This window comes from Enterobacter sp. CPE_E890, from assembly GCF_046521475.1.
In the GTDB taxonomy this organism is placed as follows: Bacteria; Pseudomonadota; Gammaproteobacteria; order Enterobacterales; family Enterobacteriaceae; genus Enterobacter; species Enterobacter adelaidei.
This window is the reverse complement of sequence record NZ_JBKFZW010000001.1, coordinates 1347686-1361761: the sequence shown is the minus strand read 5'-3', so window position 1 is coordinate 1361761 and position 14076 is coordinate 1347686. Positions and strand designations below refer to the sequence as shown.

The following is a 14076-nucleotide window of genomic DNA, read 5'->3' as shown; positions in this document are numbered from 1 at the left end:
GAGATATAACAACATCACAATGGGTATCAATGCGTCTCTGGCGCTGATAAAAAAGGAGTTGGGTATGCAATTACGTAAACTGGCCACAGCAATGCTGGTGATGGGGATGTCTGCAGGCGTGGTTCACGCTGAAGACGCTCCGGCTGCCGGGAGCACTCTCGACAAGATCGCCAAAAACGGCGTGATCGTGGTCGGCCACCGTGAATCTTCTGTTCCGTTCTCTTACTACGACAACACGCAAAAAGTCGTGGGTTATTCACAGGATTACTCCAACGCCATCGTTGAAGCCGTGAAGAAAAAGCTGAACAAACCTGACCTGCAGGTGAAGCTGATCCCAATCACTTCACAAAACCGTATTCCACTGCTGCAAAACGGCACCTTTGATTTTGAGTGTGGCTCCACCACCAACAACCTTGAGCGTCAGAAACAGGCTGCTTTCTCTGACACCATCTTCGTGGTAGGTACCCGCCTGCTGACCAAAAAAGGCGGCGAGATTAAAGATTTTGCTGACCTGAAAGGCAAAGCGGTCGTTGTCACCTCCGGTACCACCTCAGAAGTGCTGCTGCACAAACTGAATGATGAGAAGAAAATGGATATGCGCATCATCAGCGCGAAAGACCATGGCGACTCCTTCCGTACCCTGGAAAGTGGCCGTGCCGTCGCGTTTATGATGGATGACGCCCTGCTGGCGGGCGAACGCGCGAAAGCGAAGAAACCGGACAACTGGGAAATCGTCGGAACTGCACAGTCAAAAGAAGCTTATGGCTGCATGCTGCGTAAAGACGACGCTGAGTTCAAAAAACTGATCGATGACACCATCGCCCAGGCACAAACTTCCGGCGAAGCGGAAAAATGGTTCGACAAGTGGTTCAAGAACCCAATTCCACCAAAAAACCTGAACATGAACTTTGAACTGTCTGACGACATGAAAGCGCTGTTCAAATCACCAAATGACAAGGCTCTTAACTAATTAGAACAACAGGGGCGGGATCTCCTGCCCTCTCGATTGTCGGGAAGCATGGACAGACTATACGTTGAGTGGTCGTTCCCCACTCAGCGCGAAAAATGAGCTTCTCACCAATCTTCGAGGGTAGCGCTGCTACCCTTTTTTTTCTGGAGTTTATTATGTCAATAGACTGGAACTGGGGCATCTTTCTGCAACAAGCCCCGTTCGGCAACACCACCTATCTTGGCTGGTTATGGAGCGGCTTTCAGGTCACTGTCGCTTTATCCATAACGGCATGGATCATCGCATTTCTTGTCGGCTCGCTGTTCGGTATTTTGCGTACCGTCCCTAACCGCTTTCTTTCAACCCTCGGCACCTTGTACGTTGAACTGTTTCGTAACGTTCCGCTAATTGTGCAGTTCTTTACCTGGTATCTGGTGATTCCTGAACTGCTGCCGGAAAATATTGGCATGTGGTTCAAGTCGGAACTGGATCCTAACGTTCAGTTCTTTGTCTCCTCGATGCTCTGTCTGGGGCTGTTTACCGCTGCGCGCGTGTGCGAGCAGGTGCGAGCCGCCATTCAGTCATTGCCACGTGGACAAAAAAATGCAGGTCTGGCGATGGGATTAACGCTGCCACAAACCTACCGTTATGTTCTGCTGCCTAACGCCTACCGCGTTATCGTTCCACCGATGACCTCTGAGATGATGAACCTGGTGAAAAACTCGGCCATCGCCTCGACCATCGGCCTGGTGGATATGGCTGCGCAGGCGGGCAAGCTGCTGGATTACTCCGCTCATGCGTGGGAATCCTTCACCGCAATCACGCTCGCCTATGTTCTGATTAACGCTTTCATCATGCTGGTGATGAACCTGGTTGAACGCAAAATTCGCCTGCCGGGCAATCTGGGAGGTAAATAATGTACGATTTTGACTGGAGTTCTATCGTTCCATCCATGCCTTACCTGCTTGATGGCCTGGTGATTACCTTAAAAATCACCGTTATCGCCATCATCATCGGTATTGTCTGGGGTACCCTGCTGGCGGTCATGCGCCTGTCGAGCTTTAAGCCGTTCGCCTGGTTTGCGACCGCCTACGTTAACGTGTTCCGCTCCATCCCGCTGGTGATGGTGCTGCTGTGGTTTTACCTGATTGTTCCCGGCTTCCTGCAGAACGTGCTGGGACTGTCACCGAAAACCGATATCCGCCTGATCTCGGCGATGGTGGCGTTCTCCATGTTTGAGGCCGCTTACTATTCAGAGATTATCCGTGCGGGTATCCAGAGTATCTCGCGTGGGCAGTCCAGTGCCGCCCTGGCGCTGGGGATGACACACTGGCAGTCCATGCAGCTCATCATTCTGCCGCAGGCGTTTCGCGCCATGGTTCCACTCCTGCTGACTCAGGGTATCGTGCTGTTCCAGGATACCTCTCTGGTATATGTACTCAGCCTGGCAGACTTCTTCCGTACCGCCTCCACCATCGGTGAGCGTGATGGTACGCAGGTCGAGATGGTGCTCTTTGCGGGTGCGGTCTATTTTGTGATTAGTTTAAGCGCGTCGCTGTTGGTCAGTTGGCTGAAGAAAAGGACGGTATAATGATTTCCCTGAAAAATGTTTCTAAATGGTATGGGCACTTTCAGGTGCTGACCGACTGCTCCACCGAAGTGAAAAAAGGCGATGTGGTGGTAGTGTGCGGACCGTCAGGTTCCGGTAAATCCACGCTGATCAAAACCGTCAACGGACTGGAGCCGGTGCAGCAGGGTGAGATCGTCGTCAACGGCACTAAAGTCAATGACAAAAAAACCAATCTCGCCCAGCTTCGCTCTCACGTTGGCATGGTGTTCCAGCATTTTGAGCTGTTCCCTCACCTCTCCATTATTGAGAACCTGACGCTGGCGCAGGTAAAAGTGCTTAAGCGCGATAAAAAAGCGTCGCGCGAGAAAGGGCTGAAACTCCTGGAACGCGTTGGGCTCTCTGCGCATGCCGATAAGTTTCCGGCACAGCTATCTGGCGGCCAACAGCAGCGTGTGGCGATCGCCCGCGCGCTGTGCATGGATCCGGTGGCAATGCTGTTTGATGAGCCAACGTCGGCGCTCGATCCAGAGATGATCAACGAAGTGCTGGACGTGATGGTCGAGCTGGCGCACGAAGGGATGACCATGATGGTGGTGACCCACGAAATGGGCTTCGCCCGCAAAGTAGCAAACCGCGTGATCTTTATGGACGAAGGGAAGATCGTGGAAGACTCGCCGAAAGAAGAGTTCTTCGCTAACCCGAAATCGGAACGTGCAAAAGACTTCCTTGCCAAAATTCTGCATTAATCTTCTCAGTGCGCAATCTGCGGATTGCGCACTGCTTCACGCTTTCACTCACTTCCTCTCGTCGGCGTCACATTGCAGCGTTAACCTTGTCACAAAATAACGCTACGTATGGAGAACGCTATGGCACAGCCTATTATTCTCGATTGCGATCCGGGTCATGATGACGCGATCGCGCTCGTCCTCGCTCTTGCCTCCCCTGAACTTGACGTCAAAGCCGTCACCTCGTCCGCCGGAAACCAGACGCCTGAAAAAACCCTGCGTAACGTCCTGCGCATGCTAACACTGCTCAAACGCACCGATATTCCTGTCGCCGGCGGAGCCGTGAAGCCGCTGATGCGCGAGCTGATCATTGCCGACAACGTTCACGGTGAGAGCGGGCTGGACGGCCCGGCACTGCCGGAGCCGGGTTTCGCACCGCAACACTGCACTGCCGTGGAGCTGATGGCGAAGGTGCTGCGTGAAAGTGCCGAGCCGGTAACGCTGGTGGCAACCGGTCCGCAAACCAACGTTGCGTTGCTGCTTAACAGTCATCCGGAGCTGCACAGTAAAATTTCCCGTATCGTGATAATGGGTGGCGCAATGGGGCTGGGTAACTGGACGCCTGCGGCGGAGTTCAACATCTTTGTCGACCCGGAAGCCGCTGAGATTGTCTTCCAGTCCGGCTTGCCGGTTGTGATGGCGGGACTGGACGTTACCCATCGAGCGCAGATTATGGCGGACGATATTGAGCGTTTCCGCTCGGTGGGCAACCCGGTTGCGACAACTGTGGCCGAACTGCTCGACTTCTTTATGGAATATCACAAAGCCGAGAAGTGGGGCTTCCACGGCGCGCCCCTGCATGATCCATGCACCATTGCCTGGCTACTGAAGCCGGAGATGTTTACCACAGTGGAACGCTGGGTCGGTGTGGAGACGCAGGGGAAATATACCCAGGGGATGACTGTAGTGGATTACTACTCACTGACGGGGAATGCGCCGAATACCACGGTGATGGTGGATATCGATCGGCAGGCGTTTGTGGATTTGCTGGCGGAGAGGCTCAAGTACTACGCTGCGGCCTGATGCCCTCACCCTACCCCTCTCCCAAGGTGAGAGGGGGCAGACACTAAAAACGGCAACATAGTTGCCGTTTTGCTTTTATTTATGGCTCAAACGGTCGACGCTGAAACTGATCGTGCCCACATTTCGGACATAACGGCAGCACTTCCGGCGTATACACTGCAATATGGTGATGGCATTTCTCGCAGACCAGATTCCCCAGGCCAACCACTTCGCCGCTGTGGTAGACACCATGATGGTTCAGATCCTGAAACACCTCGCGCCACTCCAGCTGCGTTTTATCGGTGATATCCACCAGTTCCTGCCACAGGCTCTCTTTAATCACCCGCATAAATACGCTGTCAGTGACCTCATCCTGGCTCTCCTGGTAGCTGCGTGCGAATTCTTCCAGGTCACGGCGTACCGCGCGGGTGACCTCTTCAACTTCGGTGCGCGTTAACTCACCCGTTTGCGTCACGCGGGCACGAGCCTGCTCCACCAGCGCGTCAATATCGCGCTCGCCGTTACGCAGCCGTTCCGTCAGTGTCGCCACCAGTTCGCGGTAAAATTGAGCAACCTTGTTCATCATTTTGCCTCCCGGGTAAGTAACTATTTCTAATAATAGACCTTATTTCGTCGCCGCTTTGTCAGGTGAAGCACAGACCCGGTAAATTCCTGCAATGTGCATTTGTGCGAAAGGCTGTTTTGACGCGGACGTTTGGGCTATGCTATGCGGATCTGAAATACCACATCCATTGGCTACATTTGTAGCTGTATTGAAAACAGGACCACTGGCTGCCATGCAAGAGCAATACCGCCCGGAAGAGATAGAATCAAAAGTCCAGCAACACTGGGACGAGAAGCGCACCTTTGAAGTAACCGAAGACGAGAGCAAAGAGAAGTATTACTGCCTGTCGATGCTTCCCTATCCTTCTGGTCGACTACACATGGGCCACGTGCGTAACTACACCATTGGTGATGTGATCGCCCGCTACCAGCGTATGCTGGGCAAAAACGTTCTGCAGCCAATCGGCTGGGATGCGTTCGGTCTGCCTGCTGAAGGCGCTGCGGTAAAAAACAACACCGCACCTGCCCCATGGACGTATGACAACATCGCGTACATGAAAAACCAGCTTAAAATGCTGGGCTTTGGCTATGACTGGAGCCGCGAGCTGGCAACCTGCACCCCGGAATACTATCGCTGGGAACAGAAATTCTTCACCGAGCTGTACAAAAAAGGCCTGGTGTATAAGAAGACCTCTGCTGTTAACTGGTGTCCAAATGACCAGACTGTTCTCGCGAACGAACAGGTTATTGATGGTTGCTGCTGGCGTTGTGATACCAAAGTTGAGCGTAAAGAGATCCCACAGTGGTTTATCAAAATCACAGCCTATGCTGACGAACTGCTGAACGATCTGGATACGCTGGATCACTGGCCAGATACCGTTAAAACCATGCAGCGCAACTGGATCGGCCGTTCTGAAGGCGTGGAGATCACCTTCAACGTTGAGAACTACGACCAGACCCTGACCGTCTACACCACCCGTCCAGACACCTTCATGGGCGCGACCTACCTGGCCGTGGCTGCGGGTCACCCTCTGGCGCAGAAAGCGGCGGAGAACAATCCGGAACTGGCCACCTTCATCGACGAATGCCGCAACACCAAAGTGGCCGAAGCCGACATGGCGACGATGGAGAAAAAAGGGGTTGCGACAGGCTTCTATGCTAAGCACCCACTGACAGGCGAAGCGATCCCTGTCTGGGCCGCGAACTTCGTTCTGATGGAATACGGTACAGGTGCAGTCATGGCTGTTCCAGGGCACGATCAGCGCGACTACGAGTTTGCGACCAAATACAGCCTGCCGATTAAAGCCGTTATCCTGGCCGCCGATGGTTCTGAACCAGACCTGTCCGCGCAAGCGCTGACTGAAAAAGGCACCCTGTTTAACTCCGGTGAATTCAGCGGCCTGAGCTTCGAAGACGGTTTTAATGCCATTGCAGACAAACTGGCCTCTCTGGGCGTGGGCGAGCGTAAAGTTAACTTCCGTCTGCGCGACTGGGGCGTTTCCCGCCAGCGTTACTGGGGTGCACCAATTCCAATGGTGACGCTGGAAGACGGCACCGTGATGCCAACGCCGGAAGATCAACTGCCGGTGATCCTGCCAGAAGACGTGGTCATGGACGGCATCACCAGCCCGATCAAAGCCGATCCTGAGTGGGCAAAAACCACCGTCAACGGCCAGCCTGCGCTGCGTGAAACCGACACCTTCGACACCTTTATGGAGTCCTCCTGGTACTATGCGCGTTACACCTGCCCGCAGTATAAAGAGGGTATGCTGGACTCTGATGCAGCGAACTACTGGCTGCCGGTAGACATTTACATCGGTGGTATCGAACATGCCATCATGCACCTGCTCTACTTCCGCTTCTTCCACAAACTGATGCGCGATGCCGGCATGGTGAACTCTGACGAACCGGCAAAACAGCTGCTGTGTCAGGGGATGGTACTGGCTGATGCCTTCTACTACGTGGGTGCTAACGGCGAGCGTAACTGGGTGTCTCCGGTTGATGCTATCGTTGAGCGTGACGAGAAAGGCCGCATTGTGAAGGCGAAAGACGCCGAAGGTCATGAACTGGTCTATACCGGCATGAGCAAGATGTCTAAATCCAAAAACAACGGCATCGACCCACAGGTGATGGTTGAACGTTACGGCGCGGATACCGTGCGTCTGTTCATGATGTTTGCTTCTCCGGCGGACATGACCCTGGAGTGGCAGGAATCGGGTGTGGAAGGTGCAAACCGCTTCCTGAAACGCGTCTGGAAACTGGTTTACGAACACACTGCACAGGGTGATGCTCCGGCACTGAACGCCGCTGCACTGACTGAAGATCAGCAGGCGCTGCGTCGTGATGTTCATAAAACGATTGCGAAAGTGACCGATGATATTGGTCGTCGTCAGACCTTTAACACTGCAATTGCAGCTATTATGGAACTGATGAATAAGCTGGCGAAAGCCCCGCAGGACGGCGAGCAGGATCGTGCCTTAATGCGTGAAGCGTTGCTGGCGGTCGTTCGCATGCTGAACCCGTTCACTCCGCACGTTAGCTTCACCCTGTGGCAGGAGCTGAAAGGCGAAGGCGATATCGACAATGCGCCATGGCCACAGGCCGACGAAGCCGCGATGGTGGAAAACACTACGCTGGTTGTCGTTCAGGTAAACGGCAAAGTACGCGGTAAAATTACCGTGGCGGTCGATGCAACCGAAGAACAGGTTCGCGAACGCGCGGGCCAGGAACCTCTGGTCGCAAAATATCTTGAGGGCGTTACCGTACGTAAAGTGATCTACGTACCGGGTAAATTGCTGAATCTGGTCGTTGGCTAAGCGCGGGAGGAAACGTGCGACAACTGGCAACAATACTCTTATCTCTGGCGGTGCTTGTCACCGCTGGCTGTGGCTGGCACCTGCGCAATACCACGGCGGTGCCTGCTCAGATGAAAACGATGATCTTTGATTCCGGGGATCCGAATGGCCCACTCAGCCGGGCAATTCGTAACCAGCTGCGTCTGAACGGTGTTGAAATTGTTGAGAAACAAACGCTTCGCCAGGATGTACCGTCTCTGCGTGTGATAGGAGGCGGTCTGTCGAGAGATACAGCCTCTATCTTCCAGGATGGCCGCACCGCAGAGTATCAGATGGTGTTAACGGTCGATGCGGCAGTTCTGATCCCGGGTAAAGATATTTATCCGATCAGCACGAAAGTGTACCGTTCGTTCTTCGATAACCCGCAGACGGCGCTGGCAAAAGATGCCGAACAGCAGATTATTATCAACGAAATGTACGACAAGGCAGCGGAACAGCTGATCCGTAAACTGCCAAGTGTTGCAGCGTCAACCAAGCAAGGTTCTGACATTGTTGAAAAACCGGTTGCTGGCACGCTTCCCGCTGCTAACTCTCTGGGTAAATGATGATCAGGCTGTATCCTGAACAACTTCGCGCGCAGCTCAATGAAGGGCTGCGCGCGGCGTATCTGCTTCTTGGAAACGATCCGCTATTACTTCAGGAAAGCCTGGATGCCGTGCGCCATGCGGCGGCGGCACAGGGATTTGATGAACATCACACCGTTCAACTGGATAACAACACCGACTGGAACGCCCTCTTCTCGCTTTGCCAGGCGATGAGTCTTTTCGCGTCGCGCCAGACTATCCAGATCCTGCTGCCGGAAAATGGTCCTAACGCGGCCATGAATGAACAACTCGCTACGCTGGTGAGCCTGTTGCACAGCGATCTGCTCTTCATCGTGCGCGGCAACAAGCTCACTAAAGCACAGGAAAATGCAGCCTGGTTTACCCAGCTCGCGACTCACGCAGTGCTGCTCACCTGTCAGACGCCTGAGCAAACGCATCTACCCAAATGGGTGGCGGCGAGAGCGAAGCAAAACAACCTTCAACTGGATGACGCCGCGAATCAACTGCTTTGCTACTGCTATGAAGGAAATCTGCTGGCCCTGGCTCAGGCGCTGGACAGACTCTCCCTGCTCTGGCCGGATGGTAAACTCACCCTACCGCGTGTCGAACAGGCCGTTAACGATGCCGCGCACTTCACGCCATTCCACTGGGTGGATGCGTTGTTGGCGGCGAAAAGCAAACGCGCCCTGCATATTCTGCAACAACTGCGCCTCGAAGGGAGCGAACCCGTTATTCTGCTACGTACTCTGCAGCGCGAATTACTGCTGCTGATTACGCTAAAGCGTCAGTCTGCCCATACGCCGTTGCGTTCGCTGTTTGATAAACACCGCGTATGGCAAAATCGCCGGGCTATGACGACAGAGGCCATTAACCGCCTGAGTCATGAACAGCTGCGACAGGCTGTTCAGCTGCTGATGCGCGCTGAGCTCACGTTAAAACAAGATTACGGCCAGTCGGTCTGGGCAGAGCTGGAAAGCCTTTCTCTGCTGCTCTGCCACAAGGCGCTCGCAGACGTATTTATTGATGGATAGCATGCATTCTTTACAGGCCCTGTATGGTGGCACCTTCGACCCGGTACATTACGGGCATCTGAAGCCAGTCGAAATTCTGGCGAATCTGATCGGGCTTCAGCGCGTCACCATTATGCCCAATAATGTTCCGCCACACCGTCCCCAGCCTGAGGCGACCAGCGAGCAACGCAAAGAGATGCTGGCCCTGGCCATTGCGGATAAACCGCTTTTCAAACTTGATGAACGGGAGCTACGCCGCGATACTCCCTCCTGGACGTCACAGACGCTGCAGGAGTGGCGGACTGAACAAGGCCCTGACAAGCCGCTGGCCTTCATTATTGGCCAGGATTCACTGCTAAATCTCCCCACATGGCATCAGTATGAAACCATTCTGGAGAACAGCCACCTGCTTGTCTGCCGCCGTCCGGGTTATCCGCTGACGATGCGCGAAGAGCAATATCAGCAATGGCTGGAAGACCATCTCACCGATAATGTTGAAGATCTCCACAATCAGCCTTCCGGGAAAATTTATCTGGCAGAAACACCGTGGTTCGATATCTCTGCGACCCTCATTCGTGAGCGCCTGCAACAGGGCTTAGCGTGTGACGCTCTGCTGCCCGCATCGGTACTGGCGTATATTCACGCACATGGGTTGTATCAGAAAAGCGCAGATGCCTGACCCGGGACCATAAAAAGTGGCTTATTGATTATCCTGCCTTGACAGAGTAAGCCATACTGTTATCCTCCGCTGCCAGACTTTCCCGCCGATCATTGCTTTACAGAAATTGTTTTACAAAAATGGCGATGCAATCTCAGGCGGAGGGTGGGATGATACCCGCCTTCAAAAGCCCGGCCGGAGACATTTGTCCCGACACAGGCGCTAGTTCAGGTATACTGTCTGGCCACGAATTCATAGTTATACAATCTCGTTCACCCCAGGGGGAAAACTTGCAGGGTAAAGCACTCCAGGATTTTGTTATTGACAAAATTGATGACCTGAAAGGTCAGGACATCATCGCTATCGACGTTAAGGGTAAATCCAGTATTACCGACTGCATGATTATCTGCACCGGTACTTCTACGCGTCATGTTGTTTCGATTGCCGATCACGTGGTTCAGGAATCACGTGCAGCAGGGCTGTTGCCGCTTGGTGTTGAAGGTGAAGTGACGGCTGACTGGGTGGTTGTCGACCTCGGCGATGTGATTGTCCATGTCATGCAGGAAGAGAGCCGTCGCCTGTATGAGCTGGAAAAACTCTGGGGTTAATGCGTGAAGTTGCAACTGGTCGCCGTCGGCACCAAAATGCCGGACTGGGTACAAACCGGTTTTACTGAGTATCTGCGTCGTTTCCCAAAAGACATGCCGTTCGAACTGGTGGAGATCCCCGCCGGAAAGCGCGGCAAGAACGCCGATATCAAACGTATTCTTGATAAAGAGGGCGAACTGATGCTGGCTGCCGCAGGCAAAAACCGCATCGTCACCCTCGATATTCCAGGAAAACCCTGGGATACGCCGCAGCTGGCGCACGAACTGGAGCGCTGGAAGCAGGATGGCCGTGACGTCAGTCTGTTGATTGGCGGGCCAGAAGGGTTATCCCCTGCCTGCAAAGCGGCAGCAGAACAAAGTTGGTCTCTCTCCGCGCTGACGCTTCCCCATCCGCTCGTTCGGGTACTGGTGGCAGAAAGCCTGTATCGAGCGTGGAGCATTACGACCAACCACCCCTATCACCGCGAATAGTGACTTGACCAGGGTAGATTAAGCAGCGGATGAAACTACAGAATTCTTTTCGCGACTATACGGCTGAGTCCGCGCTGTTTGTGCGCCGGGCGCTGGTCGCCTTTACGGGGATTTTGCTGCTTACCGGCGTGCTGATCGCCAACCTTTATAATCTGCAAATTGTCCGCTTTACCGATTACCAGACGCGTTCAAACGAAAACCGTATTAAGCTGGTGCCAATCGCCCCCAGCCGCGGCATCATTTACGACCGTAACGGCACACCGCTGGCGTTAAACCGCACCATCTATCAAATAGAGATGATGCCGGAAAAGGTCGATAATGTTCAGGATACGCTGGAAGCGCTGAGAAGCGTTGTCGATCTTAACGATGACGATATCGCCGCTTTCAAAAAAGAACGTGCCCGCTCTCACCGTTTCACCTCCATTCCGGTAAAAACCAATCTGACGGAAGTCCAGGTTGCCCGCTTTGCGGTAAACCAGTACCGTTTCCCCGGCGTGGAAGTGAAAGGTTACAAACGTCGCTACTACCCTTATGGCTCTGCGCTGACGCATGTGATTGGCTACGTTTCCAAAATTAACGATAAAGACGTCGATCGTCTCGATAAAGACGGCAAACTGGCGAACTACGCCGCGACGCACGATATCGGTAAGCTGGGGATTGAACGTTATTACGAAGATGTTCTGCACGGACAGACTGGCTATGAAGAGGTTGAGGTTAACAACCGTGGCCGCGTTATTCGCCAGCTTAAAGAAGTGCCGCCTCAGGCGGGACATGATGTCTATCTGACGCTCGATCTTAAGCTTCAGCAGTATATTGAAACCCTGCTGGCAGGCAGCCGAGCAGCCGTTGTGGTCACCGATCCGCGTACCGGTGGCATTCTGGCAATGGTTTCAATGCCAAGTTATGACCCGAACCTGTTTGTCGACGGCATTTCCAGTAAGGACTATTCCGGTCTGCTGAATGACCCTAATACGCCGCTGGTGAACCGCGCGACACAGGGTGTTTACCCGCCAGCGTCAACGGTTAAACCGTACGTGGCGGTTTCTGCATTGAGTGCCGGTGTTATCAACCGTAATACCAGCCTGTTTGACCCGGGCTGGTGGCAGTTGCCTGGTTCTGAAAAACGCTACCGTGACTGGAAAAAATGGGGCCACGGTCATCTGAACGTCACCAAATCGCTGGAGGAGTCTGCGGATACCTTCTTCTATCAGGTGGCGTATGACATGGGGATTGACCGCCTCTCAGAGTGGATGAGCAAATTCGGTTATGGGCACTACACCGGCGTTGACCTTGCAGAAGAACGTTCCGGTAATATGCCAACGCGTGAATGGAAGCTGAAACGCTTTAAAAAACCATGGTATCAGGGCGATACCATTCCGGTGGGTATCGGACAGGGTTACTGGACAGCAACACCGCTTCAGATGAACAAAGCCATGATGATCCTCATCAATGACGGTGTCGTGAAAGTTCCACACCTGCTACTAAGTACGGTTGAAGACGGTAAAAAAGTGCCCTGGAACCAGCCGCATGAAGCGCCTGTGGGGGATATTCACTCCGGCTTCTGGGAAATCGCTAAAGACGGTATGTACGGCGTAGCAAACCGCCCTAACGGTACCGCGCATAAGTATTTCACTGGTACGCCGTATAAAGTGGCCGCGAAATCAGGTACTGCGCAGGTGTTTGGTCTGAAAGCTAATGAAACCTATAACGCGCACCGCATTGCCGAAAGACTGCGTGACCATAAACTGATGACGGCATTTGCCCCTTATGATAACCCGCAGGTGGCGGTGGCAATGATTCTGGAGAACGGCGGTGCAGGACCAGCAGTCGGGACCATCATGCGCCAGATCCTTGACCACATTATGCTGGGTGATAACAACACCGAACTGCCGGCTGAAAACCCGGCCGCCGCTGCGGCGGAGGACCAATAATCATGACGGATAATCCAAATAAGAAATCGCTGTGGGATAAAATCCACATCGACCCAGCCATGCTGCTGATCCTGCTGGCTCTGCTGGTTTACAGCGCCCTGGTTATCTGGAGCGCCAGTGGCCAGGACATCGGCATGATGGAGCGCAAAATCGGCCAGATCGCGATGGGTCTGGTCATTATGGTGGTCATGGCGCAGATCCCGCCGCGCGTCTATGAAGGCTGGGCACCGTACCTGTATATATTCTGTATTGTGTTGCTGGTTGCGGTTGACGCCTTCGGCGCTATCTCTAAAGGCGCACAGCGCTGGCTGGATCTGGGTGTGGTTCGCTTCCAGCCTTCTGAAATTGCCAAAATTGCCGTTCCATTGATGGTCGCGCGCTTTATCAACCGTGACGTCTGCCCGCCGTCGCTAAAAAATACCGCCATCGCGCTGGTGCTGATTTTCCTGCCGACACTGCTGGTTGCCGCGCAGCCTGACCTTGGCACCTCAATCTTAATCGCCCTCTCCGGCCTGTTTGTTCTCTTCCTGTCGGGCTTAAGCTGGCGTCTGATTGGTATCGCGGTGGTGCTGATTGCGGCTTTCATCCCCATTCTCTGGTTCTTCCTGATGCATGATTACCAGCGCCAGCGCGTAATGATGTTGCTCGATCCAGAAACCGATCCGCTTGGTGCGGGCTATCATATTATTCAGTCCAAGATTGCGATTGGCTCAGGTGGCCTACGTGGTAAAGGCTGGCTACACGGCACCCAGTCTCAGCTGGAATTTTTACCGGAACGCCACACTGACTTTATCTTTGCCGTACTGGCGGAAGAGCTGGGACTGGTTGGCATCTTAATATTGCTGGCGCTCTACGTGCTGCTAATCATGCGCGGATTGTGGATTGCCGCTCGTGCGCAAACCACCTTTGGTCGCGTCATGGCTGGCGGGTTAATGTTGATTTTATTCGTTTATGTCTTCGTAAATATTGGTATGGTGAGTGGTATTCTGCCAGTAGTAGGCGTACCGCTGCCGCTGGTGAGTTACGGAGGCTCGGCACTGATCGTGTTGATGGCCGGGTTTGGTATCGTAATGTCGATCCATACCCACAGAAAAATGTTGTCAAAAAGCGTATAAAAATAAGGGGATC

14 protein-coding genes are annotated in these 14076 nt (G+C 53.7%); 13 read left to right on the top strand and 1 reads right to left on the bottom strand.

What is annotated here, in order from left to right:
- Nucleotides 1-64: 64 nt before the first annotated feature.
- The 5 genes from ACLHV9_RS06745 (at nt 65) to rihA (ending at nt 4327) form a co-directional block, all read left to right on the top strand.
- Nucleotides 65-970: an amino acid ABC transporter substrate-binding protein gene (locus ACLHV9_RS06745; RefSeq protein ID WP_014069338.1), complete on the top strand. Its 906-nt coding sequence runs from the start codon at nt 65-67 to the stop codon at nt 968-970.
- A 155-nt stretch (nt 971-1125) separates the two neighbouring features.
- Nucleotides 1126-1866, top strand: coding sequence for a glutamate/aspartate ABC transporter permease GltJ (gene gltJ / locus ACLHV9_RS06740; RefSeq protein ID WP_028019467.1), 741 nt, complete (start codon nt 1126-1128; stop codon nt 1864-1866).
- A complete protein-coding gene (gene gltK / locus ACLHV9_RS06735; RefSeq protein ID WP_134707310.1) occupies nt 1866-2540 on the top strand; it encodes a glutamate/aspartate ABC transporter permease GltK in 675 nt (224 codons plus the stop codon). The genes gltJ and gltK overlap by 1 nt, the downstream gene beginning before the upstream one ends.
- Entirely contained in the window at nt 2540-3265 is a 726-nt protein-coding gene (locus ACLHV9_RS06730) for an amino acid ABC transporter ATP-binding protein (RefSeq protein WP_014883001.1), read from the top strand. Before gltK ends, ACLHV9_RS06730 begins: the two co-directional genes overlap by 1 nt.
- A 120-nt stretch (nt 3266-3385) precedes the next feature.
- Nucleotides 3386-4327, top strand: a complete 942-nt coding sequence (gene rihA / locus ACLHV9_RS06725; protein ID WP_108090593.1) for a pyrimidine-specific ribonucleoside hydrolase RihA — start codon at nt 3386-3388, stop codon at nt 4325-4327.
- A 79-nt stretch (nt 4328-4406) separates the two neighbouring features.
- On the opposite strand, the gene ACLHV9_RS06720 is transcribed toward rihA, so the two are convergent.
- On the bottom strand, nt 4407-4889 hold the full coding sequence (locus ACLHV9_RS06720; RefSeq protein WP_028019469.1) for a zinc ribbon-containing protein: 483 nt from the start codon (nt 4887-4889) through the stop codon (nt 4407-4409).
- 214 nt (nt 4890-5103) lie between these two features.
- Between ACLHV9_RS06720 and leuS the strand changes: the two genes are divergently transcribed.
- From leuS to mrdB, 8 genes are all read left to right on the top strand, one after another.
- Entirely contained in the window at nt 5104-7686 is a 2583-nt protein-coding gene (leuS, locus tag ACLHV9_RS06715; protein ID WP_032667025.1) for a leucine--tRNA ligase, read from the top strand.
- Nucleotides 7687-7700: 14 nt separating this feature from the next.
- Nucleotides 7701-8270: an LPS assembly lipoprotein LptE gene (lptE, locus tag ACLHV9_RS06710; protein ID WP_028019471.1), complete on the top strand. Its 570-nt coding sequence runs from the start codon at nt 7701-7703 to the stop codon at nt 8268-8270.
- Complete coding sequence (gene holA / locus ACLHV9_RS06705) at nt 8270-9301, top strand: DNA polymerase III subunit delta (protein ID WP_108090594.1); 1032 nt, start codon at nt 8270-8272, stop codon at nt 9299-9301. Before lptE ends, holA begins: the two co-directional genes overlap by 1 nt.
- Nucleotides 9294-9959 carry a nicotinate-nucleotide adenylyltransferase gene (gene nadD, locus ACLHV9_RS06700; RefSeq protein ID WP_133175284.1) on the top strand — a complete coding sequence of 222 codons (666 nt, stop codon included), beginning with the start codon at nt 9294-9296 and terminating at the stop codon, nt 9957-9959. The genes holA and nadD overlap by 8 nt, the downstream gene beginning before the upstream one ends.
- 269 nt (nt 9960-10228) lie before the next feature.
- Nucleotides 10229-10546: a ribosome silencing factor gene (gene rsfS / locus ACLHV9_RS06695; protein WP_108090596.1), complete on the top strand. Its 318-nt coding sequence runs from the start codon at nt 10229-10231 to the stop codon at nt 10544-10546.
- A 3-nt stretch (nt 10547-10549) separates the two neighbouring features.
- Nucleotides 10550-11017, top strand: a complete 468-nt coding sequence (gene rlmH / locus ACLHV9_RS06690) for a 23S rRNA (pseudouridine(1915)-N(3))-methyltransferase RlmH (RefSeq protein ID WP_003858701.1) — start codon at nt 10550-10552, stop codon at nt 11015-11017.
- 29 nt (nt 11018-11046) lie between these two features.
- Entirely contained in the window at nt 11047-12948 is a 1902-nt protein-coding gene (gene mrdA / locus ACLHV9_RS06685; protein WP_028019474.1) for a peptidoglycan DD-transpeptidase MrdA, read from the top strand.
- Nucleotides 12949-12950: 2 nt separating this feature from the next.
- On the top strand, nt 12951-14063 hold the full coding sequence (gene mrdB / locus ACLHV9_RS06680; protein WP_028019475.1) for a peptidoglycan glycosyltransferase MrdB: 1113 nt from the start codon (nt 12951-12953) through the stop codon (nt 14061-14063).
- Nucleotides 14064-14076: the final 13 nt, after the last annotated feature.

Coding starts and splice junctions, on each gene's coding strand:
- ACLHV9_RS06730 (WP_014883001.1), top strand. CDS start 2,540: ATGATTTCCCTGAAAAATGTTTCTAAATGGTATGGGCACTTTCAGGTG.
- nadD (WP_133175284.1), top strand. CDS start 9,294: ATGGATAGCATGCATTCTTTACAGGCCCTGTATGGTGGCACCTTCGAC.
- mrdA (WP_028019474.1), top strand. CDS start 11,047: ATGAAACTACAGAATTCTTTTCGCGACTATACGGCTGAGTCCGCGCTG.
- holA (WP_108090594.1), top strand. CDS start 8,270: ATGATCAGGCTGTATCCTGAACAACTTCGCGCGCAGCTCAATGAAGGG.
- gltJ (WP_028019467.1), top strand. CDS start 1,126: ATGTCAATAGACTGGAACTGGGGCATCTTTCTGCAACAAGCCCCGTTC.
- rihA (WP_108090593.1), top strand. CDS start 3,386: ATGGCACAGCCTATTATTCTCGATTGCGATCCGGGTCATGATGACGCG.
- ACLHV9_RS06745 (WP_014069338.1), top strand. CDS start 65: ATGCAATTACGTAAACTGGCCACAGCAATGCTGGTGATGGGGATGTCT.
- mrdB (WP_028019475.1), top strand. CDS start 12,951: ATGACGGATAATCCAAATAAGAAATCGCTGTGGGATAAAATCCACATC.
- gltK (WP_134707310.1), top strand. CDS start 1,866: ATGTACGATTTTGACTGGAGTTCTATCGTTCCATCCATGCCTTACCTG.
- ACLHV9_RS06720 (WP_028019469.1), bottom strand. CDS start 4,889: ATGAACAAGGTTGCTCAATTTTACCGCGAACTGGTGGCGACACTGACG.
- leuS (WP_032667025.1), top strand. CDS start 5,104: ATGCAAGAGCAATACCGCCCGGAAGAGATAGAATCAAAAGTCCAGCAA.